We start from the raw sequence: 24,492 nt of genomic DNA, 5'->3' as shown, positions 1-24,492 counted from the left end.
TTATGAGGGCTCAAGGCGGCGGCGCAAGGCCGTCACGCCCAGCATGACCCAGCCGGCCATCATCACAAGCCCGCCCAGCGGCGTCACCGGCCCCAGTAGCGGTGGCCCGCCCAGGGCCAGCAGATACAGCGAGCCACTGAAAAGTGCCACGCCCGTGCCCCACAGGGCCAGCACCAGGCGCTGGCCCCTGAGTGCCACGCTCTCGCGCCAGACGAGAATCATCATGAAGGCCAGCGTATGCCAGGCCTGATAGCGCACGCCGGTGTGCCAGGCGTTGAGGGCGCCGGCATCCAGCCGGTCGGCCAGGCCGTGGGCACCCCAGGCGCCCAGCACCACTATCGCCAGTCCGGACAGGGCTGCTACAAGCCAGAGAAGGCGCGATGGCATGGGGGATATACTCCTATCGAATCGGGCATTCGCCCCTGAATCCGTGTATGGTCGCACGCACGCGCCCGAGCCACCAGGTGGCGCGCCTGGATCGGTGGCTCTGATCAATAACACACCATAAGAGTAATGCCTCGATCACTGCGAGGCATGGCGGGGATCTCCCATGGAATTTATCACTACTGTTGAAAATGCCATCTATGCCGTGATGAATCCGATCAGCGGTTTCATCTGGTCGTTCATACTGGTGTATCTGCTGCTCGGTGCCGGCATCATCTTTACCGTCGCGACCCGGTTCATGCAGTTCCGCCTGCTGGGCCACATGGCCCGCGTGACCTTTACCAGCCGCGGCAGTGGCGAGGGCGTCAGTGCCTTTCAGGCCTTTGCGACCTCGCTTGCCGCGCGCGTGGGCACCGGTAACCTGGCCGGCGTGGCGCTGGCGCTGTGGGTGGGCGGCCCCGGTGCGATCTTCTGGATGTGGATGACCGCCATTATCGGTCTGGCCACGGCCTTTATCGAATCCACTCTGGGGCAGGTCTACAAGATCGAGCACAAGGACGGCGTCTTTCGCGGCGGTCCGGCCTATTACATCGAGCGCGGGCTGGGCCAGCGCTGGATGGGCTGTCTGTTCGCGATCTTTTTGATCATTGCCTTCGGTCTGGCCTTTTGCGGCGCGCAGTCCAACACCATCGCCCAGGCGGTCAACGGCGCCTTTGCTGTGCCCACCTGGATCACCGGTGTCGTGCTGGTGGCCCTGACCGCGCTGGTCATCTATGGCGGTATCCGCTCGGTGGCGCGCGCTGCTGAAAAGATCGTGCCGATCATGGCGATCGCCTATCTGCTGGTCGCGCTCTACGTGTTGTTTGCCAACATCACGGCAGTTCCCGAGATGCTGGCGCTGATCGTCAAAAGCGCCTTCGGCTTCGGCCCGGCCATCGGCGGGGCGGCCGGCTACTCCATCAAGATTGCGATGGAAAACGGCATCAAGCGCGGTCTGTTCTCCAACGAGGCCGGCATGGGCTCGGCGCCCAACGCGGCCGCCACGGCCACGGTCAAGCATCCTGCCGCGCAGGGGCTGGTGCAGTCCTTTGGTGTGGTCATCGACACTTTGATCATCTGTACCTGTACGGCCGTGGTGATTCTGCTCTCCGGGGTCTACGACACGCTGATGACCACCTCGCCGGGCCAGTCGATCGAAGGCATCACCCTGACTCAGGAGGCGATGGTCGATCACCTGGGCAGCTTCGGTGAAATCTTTATCGCCATTGCGATCTTCTTTTTCGCCTTCACCTCGATTCTGGCCAACTTTGCCTACAGTGCGGTCAACGTCGAGTATCTGTTCCCGCGCCACAGCGACCGGGCAGTGTCGATCATTCGCATCATGATTCTGGCGATGGTGATGATCGGGGCGGTGGCCAATCTGACGTTTGTGTGGAACTTCGCCGATCTCGCGATGGGACTGATGGCGACCACCAACCTGATTGCCATGCTGCTTTTGGCGCCGGTGGCCATCCGCGTTTTGAAAGACTACGAGCGCCAGCGCAACAGCGGCGTCAAGGAGCCGGTCTTTGATCCGAGCGTGCTCAAAAAGCCCGAGCAGCTGGCAAAGGGTGTCTGGACGTCACCTGAAGGCGCGGCGAAACGGTAGGAGCGCCCAGGGGCCGACGTTATAATGCCTCTCCCTGATGCCAATGCAGGATATGACATGCAGCTTTACATCAACGGGGAAGCACGCCGGTTTGATCAGGTCGGCAGCGTGGCCGACCTGATCGACACGCTTGAGTTGGCCGGACGGCGCATCGCCGTGGAGGTCAACGAGGCCATCGTGCCACGCACCCGCCATGCGACGACGACGCTCAACGAGGGCGATCGCGTCGAGATTGTTCATGCCATCGGCGGCGGGTGAGACGCCCGCTGCGAAGGCAATCGCATCAGAGCCCGTCAAACGGGTTCGAGGAGAACATCATGAGCACTGACTCCCAGTGGGACAGCCCATTGCACATTGCCGGGCGAACCTTCACCTCACGGCTTCTGGTCGGCACCGGCAAGTACCGTGATCTGGAAGAAACCGGCACGGCGGTCGAGGCCAGCGGTGCCGAGATCGTCACGGTCGCCGTGCGTCGCTCCAACATCGGGCAGAACCCGGATGAACCCAATCTGCTTGATGTCATCTCCCCCGAGCGCTACACCATCCTGCCCAATACGGCCGGCTGCTATAACGCGCGCGACGCGGTGCGCACCTGCCAGCTCGCCCGTGAGCTGCTTGACGGTCACAACCTCGTCAAGCTGGAAGTGCTGGGCAATGACAAAACGCTTTATCCCAATGTGATGGAGACCCTCAGCGCGGCGCGCACGCTGGTCGAGGACGGCTTCGATGTCATGGTGTATACCAGTGACGATCCGATCGTGGCCGCCGAGCTTGAATCGATCGGCTGCTGCGCGGTCATGCCGCTGGGCTCGCTGATCGGCTCCGGCCACGGCCTGCTCAACCCGCACGCGTTGTCGCTGATCATCGATAATGCCCGCGTGCCGATTCTGGTCGATGCCGGTATCGGCACGCCCTCTGACGCGGCCATGGCCATGGAGCTGGGCTGTGACGGCGTGCTGGTTAATTCGGCCATCGCGCATGCACGCCAGCCGATTCTGATGGCCAGCGCCATGAGAAAGGCCGTTGAAGCCGGGCGTGAAGCCCGCCTGGCCGAGCGCATGGGAAGAAAGACCTATGCCGCCAGTCCCTCATCGCCCACGGAAGGCCTGATCACCGGCTGACTGCGGGCCATGCCCCGTTCCACCGTTTTTGACGATATTTGTGATGACAGAAGAAACAACGCCGGGCGCTGATGCCGGTGAACAGGCGCCGCACCGCGGCATCAAGAGCTATGTGGTTCGCAGTGGGCGCATGACCCTGGCCCAGCGCCGCGGCCTGGAAGAGGTCTTTCCCCGGCTGGGTCTGACGCTCGAGCAGGGGCGGCTGGATCTGGAAGTGCTGTTTGGCCGCCGCGCCCCGTGCGTGGTCGAAATCGGCTTTGGCATGGGCGGCTCGCTGCTCGAGCAGGCACAAAACAACCCGGAGACCGATTTTATCGGCATCGAGGTGCACCCGCCGGGCGTGGGCAAGCTGCTTGATGATGTCGACAAGGCGGGACTGTCCAACGTGCGCGTCTATCGTGAGGATGCCCTCAGGGTGCTCGATGACTGCCTGCCGGGCGAGTCGATCGATACGCTGCAGCTTTTCTTCCCCGACCCCTGGCCCAAAAAGCGCCATCACAAGCGCCGCATCCTGCAGCCGGCCTTTATCGAGCGCGTGCGGCGTGTGCTTGTTCCGGGGGGGCGTTTTCACATGGCCACCGACTGGCAGCCCTACGCCGAGTACATGGTCGAGACCATGAACGAGGCGCCCGGGTTTGAGACGCTGGCGCAAGACAGCGATTACGTACCGCGCCCGGATTTCCGACCGCTGACCAAGTTTGAAACCCGCGGCGAGCGTCTGGGTCATGGCGTGTGGGATCTGATCTATCGGCGCTGCGACTGACCGGACAAGTGATTGAGCCGAGAGTAGCCGGGCCGTACGCATGATGTAAAAAAGCCGCCCCAAAGGGGCGGCTCAAGGACCGTGACTAGCTTGATGAGGAGATGAACCACTCGATACCTGACATATCGGGTTGTTCATGTGGTGACTGGCGATCACCACATCTCAAAGATAACCATTCTCATTTGGCCGGTCAAGACAAATGAGAATATTTTTTAAATGAATGTCTGCTGTTATTGCTCGGCGGCCCTGCATCTTTTCTGCGCGCTGCCCGGCACCCGCTCGATCATCGGACGCTGTGACCATGCCGCTACCTGAATCGTCTTCCCGGATACCGTCACTGCGCTGGCTCAATACGCTGGTCGTGGTCACGCTGATCACGGTGACCGTGGCCATCACCTATCTGGGATATTACTACGTGGGCGCCGGCAATCGCTCACAGGTGACCTGGTTTGCCCCCGAGCTTGAATGCCGGCCATTGACCGAGCGCTGCTTCACGGCGCTGGGGCGTTTTGGCGAGATGCAGACACGGTGGCATTGGCAAGGGGCGCAGTTGAGTGTGGAAATGACGCTTGACGGTCTCGACGCCGAGCAGGTCCGCGCGCAGCTTGAAGAAACAGACGCTCATCCGCGGCACATGACGACGTTGCTGTCGGCCACGGCGCCCGGTCAGTATCGGGGTACGTTCGAGCTTCCCTCGTGCGGTGGTGAGGCGCAGCGCCTACGAGGCAGCCTTGCGGTGACCACGGCTCGCGGCGTGCTGGGCAGCTGGTACGATCTATCGCTGCCGTGTCGCTGATGCACAATGTCACGGCGGCTGACACATGAATTTTCCTATTAATTATCCACACGGCGTTGGGAATTTTTTCTTGACACCGGCAAAAGGCGCTCACCGAGGCCGTTTTGACACCGAGCGTCGCTGTTTTCATAAATAATGATATTAAACAGCGTGTTAAAAATTTTTTGTCACTTTTCTTTGCCGGATGTGCCATGCGCATGATGAAGGGATGCGACATTTATGCACAGGCCGTCAGGCGGTAATAAAACACTACCTCACAGCCTTATCCACAGGGCGTTCGGCTCGGGATTAATGACGAACCGTTACAGACTGTCAGACATGAAAAAGCCACCGGGCGGTCACACTCGGTGGCAGATCAGCATCATGATGCTGTCGTTTTAACCGGCCGGCTGGGTCTCGGCACTGTCTGGCTGAGTGGCGCCGGTCGCGTCGCCTTCAGCAGCGGTGGCGTCGTCACCCACGCCCAGCAGTTCCACCTTGAAGATCAGGGTCTGGTTCGGCTCGATCGGGCCGGTGCCCGCTTCGCCGTAGGCCAGCTCGGACGGCACGTAGATTTCCCACTCATCGCCCGGGTGCATCATCTTCAGGGCTTCCTGCCAGCCGGGGATCACCTGATTGACCTGGAAGGTGACCGGCTCGCCACGCTCGTAGGAGCTGTCAAAGACGTTGCCATCGAGGGTGCGGCCTTCGTAATTGACGCGGACCTGGTCTTCATCGCCGGGCTGGGCACCGCTGTCGTCGCCTTCTTCCATGACACGGTACTGAAGGCCGGACTCGGTGGTTTCCACGCCATCCTTGTCGGCGTTTTCTTCCAGAAACTGCTGGCCGGCCTGGGCGTTTTCGTCGGCCTGCTGCTGCATCTGTTGCTGCTGCTCGGCAATCATCTGCTGCTGATACTGCTGCAGGGCATCACCGATCTGCTGATCGCTCAGACGAATGTCGCTGCCGTCATAGACATCCTTGATGCCGCTGGTGAAGTTATCAACATCCAGATCCTCCATGTCTTCATGAAGGTTGCGGGCCAGCGTCACGCCCACGGCATAGGCCAGACGCGCCTGGTCGGACTCGAAGTCGTCCTGCTGCTGCGCGTCATTGTCGTTGCCGTTTTGCTGGGCCTGCTCCTGCTGCGGGGCCTGGTCATCGGCGCTGTTGTCCTGACTGTCGTCGGCATCGGAACAGCCTGTCAGTACGATCAGCGTGCTCAGAGTGACCGCGCTCAACAGTTTATTCATGAAATCTCCTTGTACACATGGTCATCAAGGGATGTTGGACAACACCCAGTGAAAAAAATCACGCCAATCCCTGAAGGAATGTCGATTGCCTTTCAACGGACTATCAGCACGATGGGGGCGCCATATTGTCACTTTCAAGGCGTAGTTGGGAAATCAGTCGCTGATGACGCTGCTCTAGCACGCCGGTCAGCGGCTTTAAAAGCGTCTCTCGGCAGGCAGAGGCGGGGCAGGGTACGCCGGTCGCAATGCCCAGCGCCTCGAGCCGTCGCAGCGTTTCGCGCTCGCCTTGCAGCTCGGCTTGTTTGATATGCGTGCGCATCGCTTCGAGTTCGGGCCGGTCGAGGGCCTGTGGTTTTAGATCGCGGCGCAGCTGTCGCAGCGGCTGCGTGTAGTGCTGCTGCCACTGGCGCACGGGAGCAAGCTCCTGGTCGATATCGAGGCCCGGTGCCCGGCCATGGGCGAGCAGCCACAGACCCCAGAGCAGCTCGCAGACGTCGAGGCCGGCCTCGTCCTGCAGGGCAAGCAGTGCCTCGCTGACGCCGGGGCGGGCATAAAGGGCCAGCGCCCAGGGCCAAAGCGGGGCGAGATTTCGGTTAGAATGGGAACCCATTGACTTGTTCATTCGACCACTTATCGGCAACCGGCCGGACAGGATACTGCATGATCGCATTTCGCCAGCTCGAGCTCCAACGTGGCGGGGTACCGCTGATCGAGTCCGCAGACTTCATGCTCTCGATGGGACACCACGCCGGCATTGTGGGCGCCAACGGCACCGGTAAATCGAGCCTTTTCCAGCTGATTCTGGGGCAGTTGACGCCCGAGCGCGGCGAGGTGGCGCTCAATGGCGGGGTGCGGATTGCCCACATGAGCCAGGAGATTGTGACGCTTTCGCGCAGCCTGACCGATTTCGTGCTCGACGGTGATCACGCCCTGCGCGAGACACAAAAGGCGCTGGAGGCGGCGCACGCTGCCGGTGAGCACCATCGCGAGGCCGAACTGCACGGCGCGATCGAATCACTGGATGGCTACACGGCAAGAGCCCGGGCCGAACAGCTGCTGGTCGGGCTCGGCTTTGCCCAGCGCGACCTTGACCGGCCGCTGTCGGACTTCTCGGGTGGCTGGCGCATGCGCGCCAATCTGGCGCAGACGCTGTTCAAACCCTCGGATCTGATGCTGCTCGATGAGCCGACCAACCACCTGGATCTGGACGCGCTGCTGTGGCTTGAACAGTGGCTGGTGCGCTATCCCGGCACGCTGCTTTTGATCTCGCACGACCGGGACTTTCTCGATGCGGTGTGCGATCACATCGTGCATTTTGATCAGCGCCACGTGCAGCTCTATCGCGGCAACTTCACCACTTTTGAGCGTACTCGTGCCGAGCGGCTGGCCCAGCGCGAGGCCGAGCGCGAGAAGCAGCAGGCGCGCCGAGCCGAGATCGAGGATTTCGTGCGCCGCTTTCGTGCCAAGGCGACCAAGGCCAAGCAGGCCCAGAGCCGGCTCAAGATGCTCGAGCGCATGGAGGATATCGCCCCGCTGCGCGCCGAATCGCCGTTTCGCTTCCGGCTGCCCTGTTCCGACAAGGTCTCTCATCCGCTGCTGTCGATTGATCATGCCGCCATCGGCTACGGCGAATCGCCGATCGTGGACAACGTGCGATTGTCGCTGGCGCCGGGCAGCCGTATCGGGTTGCTGGGCCCCAATGGCGCCGGTAAATCAACGCTGATCAAAGCGCTGACCGGCGAGCTGGCCCTGCTCAAGGGGGAGCGCACCGAGGGCGAGCATCTGGCGGTGGGCTATTTCGCCCAGCATCAGCTCGACGCGCTGGATTTAAGTGCCAGTGCCTTCATGCACGTGCAGCGCATGTCGCCGCAGGCCTCCGAGCAGGTGATTCGCGACTTTCTGGGCGGCTTCGGCTTTCGCGGCGATGATGCCTTTGAGGTGATTATCCGCTTCTCCGGCGGTGAAAAGGCCCGCCTGGCGCTGGCCCTGATTGCCTGGCAAAAGCCCAACCTGCTGCTGCTTGATGAGCCGACCAACCACCTGGATCTGGACATGCGCGACGCGCTGACGGAGGCGCTGGCCGCCTTCGACGGCGCCGTGCTGATCGTCTCGCACGACCGCCATCTGCTGCGCGCCAGCGTCGATGAGTTCTGGTGCGTGGCCGATGGCCGGGTGTTTGCCTTTGACGGCACGCTGGAGGACTACCGGCTGTGGCTGAAAAATCGCCTCACCGAGGCTGCCCGCAGCCCCGACCCGGAGGCCGATGAGAGTGCCGCGCCGAAGGAGGATCGCCGGGCCACGCGCCGTGCCGCCGCCGAGCTTCGCGAGCAGTTAAAGCCCTTGAAAAAGCAGCGCGACGCCGCCGAGAAGTCGATGGAAAAGGCGCAAAAGGCGCTCGAGGCCGTGGAAGAAAAGCTGTCGGACCCGACAATCTACGAAGCCGATCAAAAGGCGCGACTCACCGAGCTGTTGCGCGAGCAGGGCGAATGGAAGGCGCGTCTGGAAAGCGACGAGCAGGCCTGGATGGAGGCCGAAGAGGCGCTCGAGGAGATGCAGGCGCAGCTTACCGCCTCCTGACATGCCGGTGGTAGGCAGATGTCGGCAGCGGGCTACACTGGGAGGGCATTGACCGACACCGACTGACTTCAGGGAGCAGAGATGCCCTACGATAACCGTGATGACATTCCCGACAGTGCCCGCAAGGTACTGCCGCCGCATGCCCGCACCATCTACAAGGAAGCCTTCAACAGCGCCTGGGAGGAGTACGCCAGGCCTGAAGACCGCCGCGGTAATGCCTCGCGGGAAGAGACGGCCCACGCCGTGGCCTGGAAGGCTGTCGAGTCGAAGTATCACAAGGGCGATGATGGCAAGTGGCACCCGAAACACTGATTCGGACTCCATCTATATTGCCGTTCTGCCGATTCCGGAAAAGGGCCGCCACATCATTGTGGCGGCCCTTTTTGTGTCTGACGACCGATGACCGGCGGGCGCCTATTCGGCGTAGATCATCTTTCGCGTCATGCCGCCATCGACGGGGAAGTGCTGGCCGGTAATGAAGCCGGCTTCCGGACCTGCCAGAAAGGCCACCAGCGCGGCGATATCATCGGGATGGCCCACGCGGCCGACCGGATGCTGCTGGCGATCGATGTCACTGTGCGACGGCGCTTCACGGTTGGCGGCCTTTTGATGATCGCCGGTTTCGATCCAGCCGGGGCAGATGGCGTTGACGCGAATGTTCGGGCCAAGGCTGGTGGCCATCGCATGGGTCAGCGCCAGAAGCCCGCCCTTGCTGGCCGCATAGCCTTCGCTTTCGGGTTCGGACTGCAGCGCGCGGGTCGAGGCCATGTGGATGATCGAGCCCTGTGTCCGGCGCAGCAGCGGGATCGCTGCGCGTGAGCAGAGAAAGGCGCCGGTGAGATGATTGTCCAGCCAGTGATGCCAGCGCTCGAGCGACAGCGACTCCAGTGGCCCGCAGTATGGATCGGCCGGGCCTGCATTGTTGACCAGCAGATCCAGCCGGCCCTGCCAGTTTTCCAGCTGTTTGAAGGCATCACCGACCGCTGCTTCATCGCTGACGCTGGCAGTGATGGCCAGAAGCCTTGTCGAGTCATGGCGTTCGCGCATCTCCTCGATGGCGTCAGCGTCGATATCGAGAATCGCCACGCGCCAGTCGCGGGCGATGAGGTAGTCGGTCACACCGCGGCCGATACCCTGCGCGCCGCCGGTGATCAGCGCCACGCGCGCGTTGTCGGTAGAAGAGGGGATGCTCATGGGCTTTGCCTTTCCAAAAGAGCGAACGTGATCAGCTTTCCAGTATGAACGTGACGGGGCCGTCGTTGACCAGTGAGACCTGCATGTCGGCACCAAAGCGCCCGGTTTCGACGCTTGTATGCGCCCTGCGGGCCGAGGCGACCAGATGATCGAACAGCCGCTTGCCGTCTTCCGGTGTGGCGCCGCTGGAAAACCCCGGGCGCAGCCCCTTGCGGGTATCAGCCACCAGGGTGAACTGAGAAACCAGCAAAAGCCCGCCACCGGTTGTTGACAGCCCCAGGTTCATGCGGCCCTCGTCGTCGCCGAAAATGCGGTAGTTGAGCATTTTTTGCAGCAGCTTGTCGGCGCGCTCGGGGGTGTCATCGCGCTCGACGCCGATCAGGGCAAGAAGTCCCCCATCGATGGCGCCAATGCGCTCGCCGTCAACATGCACGCTTGCCTGGCTTACCCGCTGAATCAGCGCCCGCATGGTCTCTCCGTGGTCAACAGGGTTATAGAAAGGACCCGCCGCACCCGGCTACCAGGTGCGACACAGCATCAGATCGCCGCGGGTTTCGGTCAGCAGTCGCTCCAACAGGCTGTCGGTGGCGCGACCGATGCCGACGCGAATGTGGCTGCCCAGCGCCAGCAGGTCGGGCGGCTGCTGGCGCAGCCGGTCGAGCAGCACCTGCGAGGGGTCGCCCTGCTGCAGCACCAGCTCCAGATCGGGCCTGGCATGCAAATCGGCCATCAGCCGCTCGGTTTCGAGCTCGAGCTGCTGGCGCAGGCGCTGGCGCTCCAGGTCGCGCCAGTGCTGGTAGTTGGTGCCTTCACAAAGCTCCATCGCCACTGGCATGTCCCAGGCGTGCAACAGCGTCAGGCGCACGTTGGGAAAACGCGTCAGCACCTCCTTGAGGGTGTGGCGCGAGGCCAGCGAGAAATCCACCGGCACCAGGATGTCCTGCCAGTCCGGCTCGCCGTCGTGCGGGATGCTGACCACCGGGCAGGGCGCCCGGCGCATGACGCGCGACAGGGTCGTGCCGCCGATCAGGTCCGGCTGGCCCTGCTTGCGATGGGTGCCCATGACGATCATCGAGGCGCTGCGCTCGTAGGCCTCGCGAATGATCTCGGCGTAGGGCACGCCGCTGACGATATGAATTTCGGTGGCCGGGCGCACCAGCTCATGATGCTCGCACAGCGCGTTGAGGTTGCGATCGATCTCTTCTTCGATGGCATGCACCAGCGCCGGAAGGGTCTGCTCGGGCAGATAGGGGTCCACGACATGCAGGATGTCCAGGCGCGACTGGCTGCGCTGCGACAGATGCAGCGCCCGTACCAGGGCTGCCTGACATTCATGGGAGAGATCTGTGGCCAGTAGCAGCGTCGTATTCATGGCTGAATCCTTGCCCGGTAAAAAGGAGGGCGCTTGCAGGGGTCGGTAATGTCAGGAGCACCGCTGAAATGATAGTGGTTGCCTGCCCGTGCAGCTACCACCAGGCGTGAAAGTGATGCGCCGGCCCCTGGCCCTTGCCGATGTTCAGGCGGTCGGCGGCCTCCAGCGCCTGGCTCATGTAGACCTTGGCCTGGCGGATGGCCTCGATCGGCGTGTCATGCCGGGGCAGCAGGGCCGCAATGGCAGAGGCCAGCGTGCATCCCGAGCCGTGCAGCGAGCGCGTGGCGATCCTTGGTGCCTCCAGCCAGTGGGTGCCGTCGGGCGTGAGCACCAGATCGTTGCTGACATCGCCTTTCAGATAGCCGCCCTTGAGGACCACGATATCGCAGCCCAGCGCGCCGAGTTTCGGCAGCATCGCCTCCATGGCGTCATGGTCTGACGGGATGTCGGTGTCCAGCAGCACGGCGGCTTCCGGCAGATTGGGCGTGATGACATCGGCAATCGGGATCAATACGTCACGCACGGCGTGAAAGCCGTCACGGTCCACCAGCATATCGCCGCTTTTGGCCACCATGACCGGGTCCAGTACCACATGGGCCGGCCGGTAGCGCTCGATGAATTCCCGGATCAGACGGGCCGTGTCGAGATCACTGACCATGCCGATCTTGACGCAATCGATGGCGATATCCTCAAACACGGCATCAAGCTGGCTGCGAATCAGGCGCTGGGGCAGGGCCATGACATCGCGAACGCCACAGGTGTTCTGGGCCAGTACGGCCGTGAGTACGCTGGTGGTGTAGGCGCCCAGGGCGCTGGCGGCCTTGATGTCAGCGGACTGCCCGGCGCCGCCGCTGGGATCGGTACCGGCAATGGAGAGAAAACGAATCGGGCGCATGGGCTATCCAGAGATTGAAAACAGCGTACTGTATGACAGGCGACGGTGCCGGCATCTGCGCTGGTGAAAGGGATGCAACCAAAGTCTAATGCAGCTTTACAATATTTTGGTTGGATACACGAAGGCTACAGGGAGAGCATTCCAAAATCGACATCAAAAAAGCCGCTGACGGCATTGGCAAAATCCCGCATCGGCTTCTAATGTAACGATGGTGATCTCGAGGCTGACCTGACCTTCTGCAGTCGAGAATTTCCTGTCATTCGGGCGATGTTTTCCGGGTGGTTGAATAACGAAAGTTCCGGTTGATGCAATGTCGCCGGAGCAGACCGAGATGAGTGAGCGCCCATGGATCTGGCAGCGCAACTGGCCCAAAACTGGTCGGTCGGTGTTTTCATTGTCGCCGTACTGGCCCTTTGTACCTTCATGGTGACCGCATCTGCCCTGCTTGGCGGGCGGGCATGGGGGCACAAAAAGGAAACGCCCTACGAGTCCGGCATCGTGCCGACCGGTAGTGCCCACCAGCGTTTCTCGGTCAAGTTCTACATGGTTGCCATGCTCTTCGTCATCTTTGACGTGGAAGCCCTGTATCTCTTCGGCTGGGCCATCTCCATACGCGAAACCGGCTGGGCCGGACTGATCGGCGCCAGCATTTTCATCTTCATCCTGCTGGCCGGTCTGATCTACGACAGCCGTGTCGGTGCGCTGGATTGGGTGCCGAGACGACGAACCCAGCCGGACCGGGTTCACCAGCCTGCCCAGCGTGATCATACCGACGACTGAGTACCGCAGACGCAGGCCGGGTGGCCGCCTGACAGGGCTTCAGTACCGATCAATGACGTTTTCCGGGAGGACTCTGAATGTCCTACAAGCTTACGCGCATCGACCCCGATGCTTCCCAGAACAGTCAGTACCCGGTCGGGGAGCGACGCGTCGTCGATGACCCCATGGATGATCAGGTGCATCGCAATGTTTTCATGGGCAAGCTCGAAAACATCATGCACAACGTCGTCAACTGGGGGCGCAAGAACTCCCTTTGGCCCTACAATTTCGGGCTTTCCTGCTGCTACGTCGAAATGACCACGGCCTTTACCGCGCCGCACGACATCGCGCGCTTTGGCTCCGAGGTGCTGCGCGCCTCGCCCCGTCAGGCCGATGTGATGGTCATTTCGGGCACCTGCTTCGTGAAGATGGCGCCCATCATTCAGCAGCTTTATGACCAGATGCTCGAACCCAAATGGGTCATCTCGATGGGGTCGTGTTCCAACTCCGGCGGCATGTACGACATCTATTCGGTGGTGCAGGGCGTCGACAAGTTTCTCCCCGTCGATGTTTATATACCGGGCTGCCCGCCTCGACCTGAAGCCTTCCTTCAGGGGCTGCAGCTGTTGCAGGACTCCATCCAGCAGGAGCGTCGTCCGCTGACCTGGGTGGTCGGCGACCAGGGCGTTTACAAGGCGGAGATGCCCTCTCAGCGTGAAAAAAGGCGCGAAGAGCGCATTGCCGTTACCGAGCTGCGTTCACCCGATGAAGTGTAGCGACCGGCACAAGAGCCACCACGGGGCAGACAGGTCCGGATCACTGGCGATGGAAAACAACGGATGACGACCGAGACTTCAAAGGCAGGCGACACCACCTTCGCCATTGTCGATGAGCTGAAGGCCCGCTTCGGCGAGGCGAATCTGGTGGTGCAGCCCACGCTGACCGGCATGCCGGTGGTATGGGTCGCGCGTGAACAGCTCATCGAGGTCATGCGCTTCGTGCAGCAGGTCAAAAAACCGTTTGTCATGCTCTATGACCTGCACGGCGTGGACGAACGTCTGCGCATGCACCGAAGCGGCCTGCCGCCGGCAGACTTTACGGTGTTCTATCAGCTGATGTCGCTTGAACGTAACAGCGAGCTGATGATCAAGGTGGCACTACACGAGGATGACCTGCGCGTCCCGACCCTGTGTAACGTCTATCTCAACGCCAACTGGTACGAGCGTGAAGTCTTTGACATGTTCGGTATCGAGTTCGCGGGGCACCCTCACCTGACCCGCATGCTGATGCCGCCGACCTGGAACGGTCATCCGCTGCGCAAGGACTATCCGGCGCGGGCAACCGAGTTCGATCCCTACACGCTGACGATGGAAGGCCAGGACCGCGAACAGGAAGCGCTGCGTTTCAAGCCCGAAGACTGGGGCATGAAGCGTCAAAGCGGCGATACCGACTACATGTTCCTGAACCTGGGGCCCAACCACCCCTCCGTGCACGGCGTCTTTCGTATCGCGCTGCAGCTGGACGGCGAGGAAGTGGTCGATTGCGTCCCGGATATCGGCTATCACCATCGCGGCGCCGAGAAGATGGCCGAACGCCAGTCCTGGCACAGCTACATTCCCTACACCGACCGGATCGATTACACCGGCGGGGTCATGAACAACCTGCCCTATATTCTGGCGACCGAAAAGCTGGCCGGGATTACCGTCACGCCGCGTGCCGAAACCATCCGCGTGATGATGGCGGAGATGTTTCGCATCAACTCCCACCTGCTGTTTCTGGGTACCTTTTTGCAGGATCTGGGGGCGATGTCGCCGGTCTTTTATACCTTCAGCGACCGCCAGCGTGCCTATTACGTGATCGAGGCGATCACCGGATTTCGCATGCATCCGGCGTGGTTTCGTATCGGTGGCGTGGCGCATGATCTGCCGCGCGGCTGGGAGAAGCTGGTCCGCGATTTTCTGGACTGGATGCCGCCGCGCCTTGATGAGTACGAGCGCGCCATGATGGACAACTCCATCGTGCGCGAGCGTACGGTCAACATTGCCACCCATACCACGGCCGAGGCGCTGACCTGGGGCGTGACGGGGCCCAACCTGCGGGCCACCGGTCTCAAGTATGATTTGAGAAAGGCCAAACCCTACTCGGGCTATGAAAACTTCGATTTTGATATTCCGGTCGGCACCAACGGCGATGTGTTTGATCGCGGCATGCTGCGCATCGAGGAGATGCGTCAGAGCCTTCGCATCATCGAGCAGTGTCTGAAAAACATGCCCGAGGGCGACTACAAGGCGGATCATCCGCTGACCACGCCGCCGCCGCGCGACAAGATGCTTCAGCACATCGAGACCCTGATCACGCACTTTCTGCAGGTCTCCTGGGGGCCGGTGCTCAAGCCCAACGAGTCGTTTCAGATGATCGAGGCGACCAAGGGACTCAACAGCTACTACCTGACCAGCGATGGCAACACCATGAGCTATCGCACCCGGATTCGTACGCCCAGCTTTGCCCACCTTCAGCATATTCCGGCAGTCATCAACGGCGGTTTCGTGCCGGATCTGATCGCGCATCTGGGCAGCATCGACTTTGTAATGGCCGACGTGGATCGATAACCATGACCATGGATACTCCCGCAACCGGCAATACCCGTGTCAGCAAGGCCAGTCAGGGTAACCTGATCGCCACCGCCGGGCGTCCGGACGATTTCGAGCTGACCGAGGAAGAGCGCTCCGAGATCGAGCACGAGATGGGGCACTACGAAAACCCGCGGGCGGCCTCCATCGGCGCGCTCAAGATCGTGCAAAAGCGTCGCGGCTGGGTCTCGGACGGCGCCGTAATCGCCATCAGTGACGTGCTGGGCATTCCCTCCAGTGACGTCGAGGGCGTGGCGACGTTTTACAGCCTGATCTTTCGCCAGCCGGTCGGGCGTCACGTGGTGCTGGTCTGTGACAGCAGCTCCTGTTTTCTGACCGGCCATGACGAGTTGCTTGGGGCTATTTCAAGCGAGCTGGGTATCGGACTGGGTCAGACCACCGGTGACGATCGCTTCACGCTGTTGCCGGTGTGCTGTCTGGGGGCCTGTGATCGGGGGCCGGCACTCATGATCAATGAAGACCTGCACGGACCGCTTGAACCCGGCGACGTGTCGGCACTTCTGGAGCGCTACACATGACCAGCCATCTCTTTTCCACCAGCACCAACGGCGAAACCCATCCGCTGACCTATCGTCTGCGCGAGGATCGCGGCTATGTGGGGCTGGAAGAATTTCAGCAAAAGGACGGCTACGAGGCGGTGCGCACCACCCTGCGTGATTTGTCGCCGGATGACCTGATCGAGAACATGAAGACTGCCAATCTGCGCGGTCGCGGCGGCGGCGGTTTCTCGGCCGGCACCAAGTGGAGCCTGACGGCGCGCGGTGACGATCACCCGCGGGGCTACATCGTCTGCAACGCCGACGAGATGGAGCCGGGTACCTTCAAGGACCGCATGCTGATGGAGGAAACGCCTCATCTGTTGATCGAGGGGATGATTCTGGCCGGCTACGCCAACAATGCGCGCATGGGCTATATCTTTTTGCGCGGCGAGTACGTGCTGGCGGCTGCGCGTATCGAACAGGCGCTGGCCGAGGCTCGCGAGGCCGGCATTCTGGGCCCGAAGGTGTGCGACAGCGACTTTGATTTCGACATCTTTTTGCACACCGGCGCCGGGCGCTACATCTGCGGCGAAGAGACCGCACTGATCAACTCGCTGGAAGGCCGACGCGCCAACCCGCGCTCCAAGCCGCCTTTTCCGGGCCAGAGCGGGGCCTGGGGCAAGCCGACCGTGGTCAACAACGTCGAGACGCTGTGCAACGTGCCGGCCATCGCCCTGCGCGGCGGCGAGTGGTACCAGAACCTTTCCGGCGATCGCAGCGAAGACGGTGGGACCAAGATTTTCGGCGTTTCCGGTCGGGTGAAAAGGCCCGGGCTTGTCGAGCTGCCGATGGGCATCACCGGTGCCGAGCTTCTCGATATGGCCGGCGGTATGCGCGACGGCCTTGAGCTCAAGACCTGGCTGCCGGGCGGCGGCAGTACCGGCTTTTTGCTGCCGGAGCATCTGGACATACCGCTGGAATTTGATGCCATCGGCAAGGCCGGCAGTCGCCTGGGGACAGGGCTGATGACCGTGGTGGCGCATAACCAGAGCGTGGTGTCGCTGACCCGCAATCTCGAGGAGTTCTTTGCCCGCGAGTCGTGCGGCTGGTGCACGCCGTGTCGTGACGGGCTGCCCTGGAGCGTGAAGATCCTGCGCGCCATCGAGCGCGGCGAGGGTGAAAAGGGCGATATCGACATGCTGGTGGCGCTTGCCAATGACATCGGGCCCGGCAAGACGTTTTGTGCCCACGCCCCGGGGGCGGCAATGCCGCTGGAAACGGCCATCGAGCATTTCAGACACGAGTTTGAAGCCGGTATTCGCCACCCGGAACGCGAAGCCCACGCCGAGCCGATCCCGGTAGGTTCGGTGTAGTGAGCGGACGTGATGCAACGAATGAGATAACGATCAAGGTGCCCGGTGATCGCCGGGCCGTGACAGGCAAAAGGCAGGGTTCATGGCAACCATTCATGTAGACGGAAAGGACTACGAGGTCGACGGCAGTGACAATCTGCTGCACGCCTGCCTGTCGCTGGGCCTCGACATTCCCTATTTCTGCTGGCACCCGGCGCTGGGCAGTGTGGGCGCCTGCCGCCAGTGCGCGGTCAAACAGTACAAGGACGCCGACGACGAGCGCGGCATGCTGGTGATGTCCTGCATGGCGCCGATCAAGGATGATTCGTATATCTCGATCGATGACGAGGAAGCAAAGGCCTTTCGCGCCAGCGTCATCGAGTGGCTGATGACCAACCACCCGCACGATTGCCCGGTCTGTGAAGAGGGTGGCCACTGCCACCTGCAGGACATGACGGTCATGACCGGCCACGACCGTCGCCGCTATCGCTTCAAAAAGCGCACGCACAAAAATCAGTATCTCGGCCCCTTCATCGGCCATGAGATGAACCGCTGCATTACCTGCTATCGCTGCGTGCGCTTTTACAAGGACTATGCCGGTGGCGAGGATCTGGGTGCTTTTGGCGCCCACGAAAACATCTATTTCGGCCGCACGGTCGACGGTACGCTGGAAAACGAGTTTTCCGGCAACCTGACCGAGGTCTGTCCGACCGGTGTGTTTACCGACCGCACCCACTCCGAGCACTACACGCGCAAGTGGGACATGCAGTTTGCCCCCAGCATCTGCCACCAGTGCTCCAGCGGCTGCAACACCAGCCCGGGCGAGCGCTATGGGGAAGTGCGCCGGATCGAGAACCGCTACAACGGTGACGTGAACCACTATTTCCTGTGTGACCGCGGCCGCTTTGGCTATGGCTACGTCAACAGAGCCGACCGCCCGCAGCAGCCGACCCACCGACTCGATGATCAAGAGCCTGAACTTCTGACCGTGGACGATGCGCTGGATCGCACCGCGGCGCGCCTGAAGGGCAGTGCCCGGGTCATCGGCATCGGCTCGCCGCGCGCCAGCCTGGAAAGCAACCACCTGCTGCGCGAAATGGTCGGCGCCGAGAACTTCTCGACCGGGATTGCCGGTCGCGAGCTCGAATGTCTCGAGCTGATCCAGACGCTTCAGCGCGAAGGACACTGGCACATCCCGTCCATGCGCGAGATCGAGGAGCACGACGCGGTCATCGTGCTGGGTGAGGATCTGATCCAGAGCGCGGCGCGTGTGGCGCTGGCCGTGCGCCAGGCGGCCAACGCCCGCGGCGAGGACATGGCCGAGGCCAACGACATTCCGGCATGGAATGCCAACGCGGTCGAGACGCTGCGCCAGGGGCGCACCCGACCGGTTTTTATCGCCTCGCTGACCGAAACGCGGCTGGACGACATCGCCCGCGATACCTGGCACGGCGCCCCGGAAGAGATTGCCCGGCTGGGGATGGCGCTGGCCCATGCACTTGATGCGTCGGCCCCGGCCATCGAGGACATGGATGACACCGCGCAAGCGCTGGTTGACACCATGGCCGAGGCACTCAAGGGCGCCGAGCGTCCGCTGATCATCTCCGGTACCAGCCTTGGCAGCACCCACGTTCTGCAGTCTGCCGCCAATCTGGCGCAGGCGCTGAGCGCGGTCGGCAAGACACCTTCTGTCTCATTGATCAGCGGTGAGGCCAACAGCACCGGCCTGACCATGCTGGGCGGGCACTCGCTGGAGTGGGCGCTTGAGACCATGCAGTCCGACGACGGTCGAGCCGATGCCGCCGTCGTGCTGGAAAACGACCTGTATCAGCGCCTGGCAAGCGCCACCATTGATCAGGCCCTGACATCGCTCAAGACGCTGATTGTGATCGATCATCAACGTACGCCCACGCTGGAGCGTGCCCATCTGGCGCTGCCGGCGGCGACCTTTGCCGAAGGTGACGGCACGCTGGTCAGCCATGAAGGCCGCGCCCAGCGCTTTTTCCAGGTCTATGACCCGAGCTATTACCGCCCCAACGATCTCACCCACGAGAGCTGGCGCTGGCTGCACGCCCTGCATACCACCATGGAAGGGCGCGGCGTCGACTGGACCCAGATCGATGACGTCACGGCCGACTGCGCTCAGGTGCATCCCGAGCTTGCCGGCATTCGCAACGCCGCGCCGAGTGCCTCGTTTCGTATCCGCGGGCAAAAGCTGGCCCGCTCGCCGCACCGCTCCAGCGGCCGCACGGCCATGCGCGCCAACCTCAGCGTGCATGAGCCCCGTACCCCGCAGGATGCCGACTCCGCCTTCGCCTTCTCGATGGAAGGCTACAGCGGCTACGGTGAACCCCGCTCCCAGGTGGCCTTTGCCTGGGCGCCGGGCTGGAACTCGCCGCAGGCCTGGAACAAGTTTCAGGACGAGGTCGGTGGGCATCTGAGTGCCGGTGATCCGGGCATTCGACTCTTCGATCAGCAGCGCAGTGATGCAGGAGAGCGTCCCTGGTTTACCGACATCCCCGACACCTTTGAGCCGCGGGATGACTGCTGGTACGTCGTGAGCCTGCCGCAGCTTTTCGGGGGCGAGGAGATGTCGGCCCGCGCCGAGCCGATCCAGGAGCGCATGAGCGAGACGTTCGTGGTGCTGGGTCAGGATGATGCCGACCGCCTTGGTGTGACGCCGGGAGAAACGATCCATCTGCAGACCTCCGGCCATCAGCTCCATTTGCCGGTGCGCATCAGCCGCGAGATGCGCCCGGGGCTGATCGGCCTGCCGCATCTGCCCGGCATTCCCCACGGGCTTGCCGGTGAGTGTGCCACCGTGACCGTGGAGGTAAGCGCATGAGCTGGATGAGTACCGATGTGCTGCTGGCCATCGTGGCAGGCGTTTTGAAGGCGATCGTGATCCTGCTGGCCGCTGTGCTGTCGGGTGCCTTTCTGACCGTGATTGAACGACGGCTTCTGGGCCTGTGGCAGGACCGCTACGGCCCCAACCGGGTCGGCATCTTCGGGTCGGCGCAGCTGATCGCGGACATGATCAAGATCTTTTTCAAGGAAGACTGGATCCCGCCCTTTGCCGATCGAAAGCTTTTCGTACTGGCCCCGGCGATCGCCTTCGCTTCGCTGTTGCTGTCGTTTCTGATCATTCCCATTACCCCCACCTGGGGCGTGGCGGATCTCAATATCGGCATTTTGTTCTTCTTCGCCATGGCCGGCATCAACGTCTATGCGGTGCTCTTTGGCGGCTACGCCAGCGCCAACAAGTACGCTTTGATCGGGGCGATGCGCGCCTCGGCCCAGACGCTGTCCTATGAGGTCTTCATCGGGCTGTCGCTGATGGGCGTGGTGGCCATGACCGGCTCGTTCAACATGCGCGATATCGTCAACGGTCAGGAAGGGCTCTGGTATATCGTGCCGCAGTTCTTCGGCTTTTTAACCTTTCTGATTGCAGGCGTTGCGGTGACGCACCGGGCGCCGTTTGACCAGCCCGAGGCGGAGCAGGAAATCGCCGACGGCTACCACGTCGAATACTCGAGCATGAAGTTCGGCATGTTCTTCATCGGTGAGTACGTGGGCATCGTTCTGGTCTCGGCGCTTTTGACCACCCTGTTCATGGGAGGCTGGCACGGGCCACTGCTGCCGCCGATTGTCTGGTTCCTGCTCAAGACCTCCTTTTTCGTCATGCTCTTCGTTCTGGCGCGTGCGGCACTGCCGCGTCCGCGCTATGACCGGGTGATGCAGTTCGGTTGGAAGTTCTGTCTGCCGCTGACGCTCATCAATCTTCTGGTAACCGGGGTGGTCGTCCTGCTGACGGCCTGATCCCGGTCATCGAACAACGAACGAGGCAGAAAACATGCTGCATTCGATCATCAAGGTAGTCACCGGCACCGGGACGCAGCTGCGTACCGGCTGGATGGTATTCAAGCATGCCTTCCACAAGCGCGAGACGGTCAACTACCCCGAAGAACTTCCCTATCTGCCGCCGCGCTATCGCGGACGCATCGTGCTGACCCGCGACCCTGACGGCGAAGAGCGCTGCGTGGCCTGCAACCTGTGCGCGGTGGCCTGTCCGGTGGGCTGCATTTCGCTGCAAAAGGGCGAAAAGGATGATGGGCGCTGGTATCCGGAATTTTTTCGCATCAATTTTTCCCGCTGCATTTTCTGCGGTCTGTGTGAAGAAGCCTGTCCGACCTCGGCCATTCAGTTGACGCCCGATTTCGAGCTGGGCGAATACAACCGCCAAGAGCTGGTCTTTGAAAAGCGCGACCTTTTGATTTCGGGTCCGGGCAAGGATCACAACTACAACTTCTATCGTGTCGCGGGACTGTCGGTGGCCGGCAAGCCCAAGGGCGCGGCGCAAAACGAGGCCGAGCCGGTCGACGTCAAAACGCTTCTGCCCTAGGGCGCAGGCAGCATCGGGGAGTTTGCCGTGGAAATCGCTTTTTATCTGGCCGCACTGGTCGCCATCGTTGCCACCTTTCGCGTCATCACACACACCAATGCCGTGCATGCGCTGCTGTATCTGATCATCTCGCTCATGGCGGTCGCCGTCGTGTTCTACAGTCTCGGGGCGCCCTTTGCGGCCGCACTCGAGGTGATCGTCTATGCCGGTGCCATCATGGTGCTGTTTGTTTTTGTGGTCATGATGCTCAATCTGGGCAGTCAGACGGCGCATCAGGAGCGCAGCTGGCTGGCACCGCGTATCTGGATTGGCCCATCGATCATGGCGGCGCTTTTGCTGGTGATTCTGGTGTTCTCCTTCTGGCACGGCGGCGGGATCGGCACGATCTCCGGTGAGGAGCTCAGCGCCAAGGAAGTCGGCACTCAGCTGTTCGGGCCTTATCTGCTGGCAGTAGAGCTTGCGGCCATGCTGTTGCTGGCAGCGCTGATTGCGGCGTCACATATCGGGCGCAACGATGACCCACAGCTTGAGCGCGACATGAATGAAAGCGTGCAGCGCGCGCCGGCAGGCAACGATGAGGGAGGGCAGGCATGAGCGGCATACCACTGGAACATGGCATGGCGCTGGCCGCCATCCTCTTTGTGCTGGGGCTTTCGGGGCTTCTGGTACGACGCAACCTGCTGTTTATCCTGATGAGTCTTGAAATCATGATGAACGCGGCCGGGCTTGCCTTTATCGTTGCCGGCATGCACTGGGGGCAGCCGGACGGTCAGGTCATGTTCATCGCGATCATTACGCTGGCAGCGGCCGAGGCCAGTATCGGACTGGGCTTTCTGATCCAGCTGCAGCGCCGTTTCAAAACGCTCGATATTGACGCAGCCAGCGAGATGAAAGGATGAATATACTGTTCCTGACTCCCCTGTTTCCGCTGCTGGGCGCGCTTGTCCTGGCATTCAATCCGCGCCTGCCGACCCGCGTTGCCGGGCTGGTGGGCGTGGGCTCGATTGGCCTGGCGGCGCTGGTCATGGTCTGGCTCAACGTGGCCTTTTACGGCGGTGCCGATAACGGCGTGACCCAGACGCTGTGGCAGTGGGTGGCGGTAGAAGACTTTCAGGTAGGCTTTTCGCTCTATCTCGATGGCCTGTCGCTGACCATGATCAGCATCATTACCGGCGTTGGTTTTCTGATTCATCTATTCGCGGCCTGGTACATGCGCGAGGACCTTGAAGGCGGTCCGGGCTTTGCACGCTTTTTCGCCTACATGAATCTGTTCGTGTTCAGCATGCTGCTGCTGGTACTGGGCGATAACCTCTTTTTGCTCTATCTGGGCTGGGAGGGCGTCGGTCTGTGCAGCTATCTGCTGATCGGTTACTACTATGAGAGCGAAGATAACGCCTGGTGCGCCTTCAAGGCCTTCATCGTCACTCGTATCGGCGATGTATTTCTGGCCATCGGCATGTTTTTGCTGTTTGCCCAGTTCGGCACGCTCAACATCCAGGAGCTGTTGCGTCTGGCGCCGGAGGCCTGGGGGCGCGGCGATCTGATGGCGGAGCTGGCCGCGCTGATGCTGCTGGGCGGGGCGGTCGGCAAGTCGGCCCAGCTGCCGCTGCAGACCTGGCTTGCCGATGCGATGGCCGGCCCTACGCCCGTGTCGGCCCTGATTCACGCCGCTACCATGGTCACCGCGGGGGTCTATCTGATCGCCCGGACGCACGTGATCTTTGAGCTGGCGCCCATGACGCTTGGTCTGGTCGGCCTGATCGGCATGATCACGCTGCTGGTCGCCGGGTTTGCCGCACTGGCGCAGACCGATATCAAGCGCGTGCTGGCTTATTCCACCATGAGCCAGATCGGCTACATGTTTCTGGCGCTCGGGGTGCAGGCCTGGGATGTGGCAATATTTCATCTGATGACGCACGCCTTTTTCAAGGCGCTGCTGTTTCTTACCTCGGGGTCGGTCATCATTGCCTGCCACCACGAGCAGAACATCTTCAAAATGGGCGGCCTTCGTAAAACGCTCAAGCTGCCCTACGCCTGCTTTTTGATCGGGGGCGCGGCGCTGTCGGCAATGCCGCTGATCTCGGCCGGGTTCTACTCCAAGGACGAGATCCTGTGGCTTGCCTTTGATCACGGCCATACCTGGCTGTGGCTCGGGGCGCTGTTCGGGGCCTTCCTGACGTCGGTTTATACCTTCCGCATGATCTTTATCGTGTTCCACGGGCGCGAGCAGATTCATCCGCATGCCGGTCGCGGACTGGCCCATCACGTACCGCTGATCGTGCTGGCGGTGCTGTCCACCTTTGTCGGGGCGATGATTCATCCGCCGCTGGAAAACGTGCTGCCGGCCGGGCCCGACGGGCAGTACGGCCACAATGTGCAGCTGATGCTCGAGGTGCTGGCCGCTGTCGTGGCGGTCGTAGGCGTGGGCATCGCCGCAGGCCTGTTCCTTGGTCGCCGTCGACTGGTCACTTCGCTGGCGCAGACGAAGGAAGGCGATCGGCTGTGGCGCTTTTTCAACAGCGCCTTTGCCTTTGACTGGCTCTATAACCGGATACTGGTCAGACCGTTTTTGTTCATTGCGCGTCTGCATCGGCTTGACTGGGTCAATAGCCTGATGAACCTCTGGCCGGGACTGGCGCTGATGCTCAACGGGCTCTTGTCCGATACCCAGAGTGGGCGGCTGCGCTGGTATGCCGCTGTCATGACAGGTGGCGCCATCGCCACGCTGTTGCTTTTGCTGCTGCTGTGAAGGGAGGGGACATGATCAGGTCGTTTCAATTCAGGGCGGTTGCCTTAAAGCGATACGCTGCCGGTGACGGGACTGCCCGGCTGTTTGTGCCCACCGTGCCCACAATAACGATCAAGGA

General features: G+C 61.9%; 25 protein-coding genes. 18 read left to right on the top strand and 7 right to left on the bottom strand.

Annotation, left to right across the window (positions count from 1 at the left end; translation table 11 throughout):
- Positions 1-387 carry a DUF423 domain-containing protein gene (locus ACS92L_RS11795; RefSeq protein WP_438765120.1) on the bottom strand — a complete coding sequence of 129 codons (387 nt, stop codon included), beginning with the start codon at positions 385-387 and terminating at the stop codon, positions 1-3.
- A gap of 163 nt (positions 388-550) precedes the next feature.
- Between ACS92L_RS11795 and ACS92L_RS11790 the strand changes: the two genes are divergently transcribed.
- From ACS92L_RS11790 to ACS92L_RS11770, 5 genes are all read left to right on the top strand, one after another.
- Complete coding sequence (locus ACS92L_RS11790; protein ID WP_438765119.1) at positions 551-2,032, top strand: alanine/glycine:cation symporter family protein; 1,482 nt, start codon at positions 551-553, stop codon at positions 2,030-2,032.
- A gap of 57 nt (positions 2,033-2,089) precedes the next feature.
- The gene (gene thiS, locus ACS92L_RS11785; RefSeq protein WP_438765118.1) at positions 2,090-2,290 is read left to right on the top strand and encodes a sulfur carrier protein ThiS; all 201 of its coding nucleotides are present in this window, start codon (positions 2,090-2,092) and stop codon (positions 2,288-2,290) included.
- Positions 2,291-2,349: 59 nt separating this feature from the next.
- A complete protein-coding gene (locus ACS92L_RS11780) occupies positions 2,350-3,153 on the top strand; it encodes a thiazole synthase (RefSeq protein WP_438765117.1) in 804 nt (267 codons plus the stop codon).
- A gap of 43 nt (positions 3,154-3,196) precedes the next feature.
- Positions 3,197-3,916: a tRNA (guanosine(46)-N7)-methyltransferase TrmB gene (gene trmB, locus ACS92L_RS11775; protein ID WP_438765116.1), complete on the top strand. Its 720-nt coding sequence runs from the start codon at positions 3,197-3,199 to the stop codon at positions 3,914-3,916.
- Positions 3,917-4,217: 301 nt separating this feature from the next.
- Positions 4,218-4,712 carry a hypothetical protein gene (locus tag ACS92L_RS11770; protein WP_438765115.1) on the top strand — a complete coding sequence of 165 codons (495 nt, stop codon included), beginning with the start codon at positions 4,218-4,220 and terminating at the stop codon, positions 4,710-4,712.
- A 377-nt stretch (positions 4,713-5,089) separates the two neighbouring features.
- Here the strand turns inward: ACS92L_RS11770 and ACS92L_RS11765 are convergent, their stop codons facing one another.
- Complete coding sequence (locus ACS92L_RS11765) at positions 5,090-5,944, bottom strand: FKBP-type peptidyl-prolyl cis-trans isomerase (RefSeq protein WP_438765114.1); 855 nt, start codon at positions 5,942-5,944, stop codon at positions 5,090-5,092.
- 103 nt (positions 5,945-6,047) lie between these two features.
- Positions 6,048-6,554: a TIGR02444 family protein gene (locus ACS92L_RS11760; protein WP_438765113.1), complete on the bottom strand. Its 507-nt coding sequence runs from the start codon at positions 6,552-6,554 to the stop codon at positions 6,048-6,050.
- 50 nt (positions 6,555-6,604) lie between these two features.
- Between ACS92L_RS11760 and ACS92L_RS11755 the strand changes: the two genes are divergently transcribed.
- Both ACS92L_RS11755 and ACS92L_RS11750 read left to right on the top strand, forming a co-directional pair.
- Complete coding sequence (locus ACS92L_RS11755; protein WP_438765111.1) at positions 6,605-8,521, top strand: ATP-binding cassette domain-containing protein; 1,917 nt, start codon at positions 6,605-6,607, stop codon at positions 8,519-8,521.
- Between the two features lie 81 nt (positions 8,522-8,602).
- Positions 8,603-8,833: a ChaB family protein gene (locus ACS92L_RS11750; RefSeq protein ID WP_438765109.1), complete on the top strand. Its 231-nt coding sequence runs from the start codon at positions 8,603-8,605 to the stop codon at positions 8,831-8,833.
- Positions 8,834-8,935: 102 nt separating this feature from the next.
- Here ACS92L_RS11750 and ACS92L_RS11745 read toward each other — a convergent pair whose 3' ends face one another.
- The 4 genes from ACS92L_RS11745 to thiD all read right to left on the bottom strand — a co-directional run bounded on the left by ACS92L_RS11745 (position 8,936) and on the right by thiD (position 11,982).
- A complete protein-coding gene (locus ACS92L_RS11745) occupies positions 8,936-9,715 on the bottom strand; it encodes an SDR family oxidoreductase (RefSeq protein ID WP_438765107.1) in 780 nt (259 codons plus the stop codon).
- Between the two features lie 31 nt (positions 9,716-9,746).
- Positions 9,747-10,184 (bottom strand): D-aminoacyl-tRNA deacylase, encoded by a 438-nt coding sequence (gene dtd, locus ACS92L_RS11740; protein WP_438765105.1) that lies wholly within the window; start codon positions 10,182-10,184, stop codon positions 9,747-9,749.
- 48 nt (positions 10,185-10,232) lie between these two features.
- Positions 10,233-11,087 (bottom strand): universal stress protein, encoded by an 855-nt coding sequence (locus ACS92L_RS11735; protein ID WP_438765103.1) that lies wholly within the window; start codon positions 11,085-11,087, stop codon positions 10,233-10,235.
- A gap of 94 nt (positions 11,088-11,181) precedes the next feature.
- Positions 11,182-11,982, bottom strand: coding sequence for a bifunctional hydroxymethylpyrimidine kinase/phosphomethylpyrimidine kinase (thiD, locus tag ACS92L_RS11730; protein ID WP_438765101.1), 801 nt, complete (start codon positions 11,980-11,982; stop codon positions 11,182-11,184).
- 345 nt (positions 11,983-12,327) lie between these two features.
- Between thiD and ACS92L_RS11725 the strand changes: the two genes are divergently transcribed.
- From ACS92L_RS11725 to nuoL, 11 genes are all read left to right on the top strand, one after another.
- Entirely contained in the window at positions 12,328-12,762 is a 435-nt protein-coding gene (locus ACS92L_RS11725) for an NADH-quinone oxidoreductase subunit A (RefSeq protein WP_438765099.1), read from the top strand.
- A 77-nt stretch (positions 12,763-12,839) separates the two neighbouring features.
- Positions 12,840-13,517: an NADH-quinone oxidoreductase subunit B gene (locus ACS92L_RS11720; RefSeq protein ID WP_438765097.1), complete on the top strand. Its 678-nt coding sequence runs from the start codon at positions 12,840-12,842 to the stop codon at positions 13,515-13,517.
- A 63-nt stretch (positions 13,518-13,580) separates the two neighbouring features.
- Entirely contained in the window at positions 13,581-15,350 is a 1,770-nt protein-coding gene (gene nuoC, locus ACS92L_RS11715) for an NADH-quinone oxidoreductase subunit C/D (RefSeq protein WP_438765095.1), read from the top strand.
- A gap of 2 nt (positions 15,351-15,352) precedes the next feature.
- Entirely contained in the window at positions 15,353-15,910 is a 558-nt protein-coding gene (nuoE, locus tag ACS92L_RS11710) for an NADH-quinone oxidoreductase subunit NuoE (protein WP_438765093.1), read from the top strand.
- On the top strand, positions 15,907-17,244 hold the full coding sequence (gene nuoF, locus ACS92L_RS11705) for an NADH-quinone oxidoreductase subunit NuoF (RefSeq protein ID WP_438765091.1): 1,338 nt from the start codon (positions 15,907-15,909) through the stop codon (positions 17,242-17,244). The genes nuoE and nuoF overlap by 4 nt, the downstream gene beginning before the upstream one ends.
- Before the next feature lie 82 nt (positions 17,245-17,326).
- Positions 17,327-20,068 (top strand): NADH-quinone oxidoreductase subunit NuoG, encoded by a 2,742-nt coding sequence (nuoG, locus tag ACS92L_RS11700; protein ID WP_438765089.1) that lies wholly within the window; start codon positions 17,327-17,329, stop codon positions 20,066-20,068.
- Complete coding sequence (nuoH, locus tag ACS92L_RS11695) at positions 20,065-21,042, top strand: NADH-quinone oxidoreductase subunit NuoH (protein WP_438765087.1); 978 nt, start codon at positions 20,065-20,067, stop codon at positions 21,040-21,042. The genes nuoG and nuoH overlap by 4 nt, the downstream gene beginning before the upstream one ends.
- Before the next feature lie 34 nt (positions 21,043-21,076).
- A complete protein-coding gene (gene nuoI, locus ACS92L_RS11690) occupies positions 21,077-21,625 on the top strand; it encodes an NADH-quinone oxidoreductase subunit NuoI (protein WP_438765085.1) in 549 nt (182 codons plus the stop codon).
- 27 nt (positions 21,626-21,652) lie between these two features.
- Positions 21,653-22,219 carry an NADH-quinone oxidoreductase subunit J gene (gene nuoJ / locus ACS92L_RS11685; protein ID WP_438765083.1) on the top strand — a complete coding sequence of 189 codons (567 nt, stop codon included), beginning with the start codon at positions 21,653-21,655 and terminating at the stop codon, positions 22,217-22,219.
- Positions 22,216-22,524: an NADH-quinone oxidoreductase subunit NuoK gene (gene nuoK, locus ACS92L_RS11680; protein ID WP_438765081.1), complete on the top strand. Its 309-nt coding sequence runs from the start codon at positions 22,216-22,218 to the stop codon at positions 22,522-22,524. Before nuoJ ends, nuoK begins: the two co-directional genes overlap by 4 nt.
- Positions 22,521-24,374 carry an NADH-quinone oxidoreductase subunit L gene (gene nuoL, locus ACS92L_RS11675; protein WP_438765079.1) on the top strand — a complete coding sequence of 618 codons (1,854 nt, stop codon included), beginning with the start codon at positions 22,521-22,523 and terminating at the stop codon, positions 24,372-24,374. Before nuoK ends, nuoL begins: the two co-directional genes overlap by 4 nt.
- The last annotated feature ends 118 nt before the right edge of the window (positions 24,375-24,492 follow it).

The sequence above is a fragment of the Kushneria halocnemicola genome, assembly GCF_965650455.1.
Classification (GTDB): Bacteria; Pseudomonadota; Gammaproteobacteria; order Pseudomonadales; family Halomonadaceae; genus Kushneria.
This window is presented reverse-complemented; position numbering and strand designations above follow the sequence as displayed.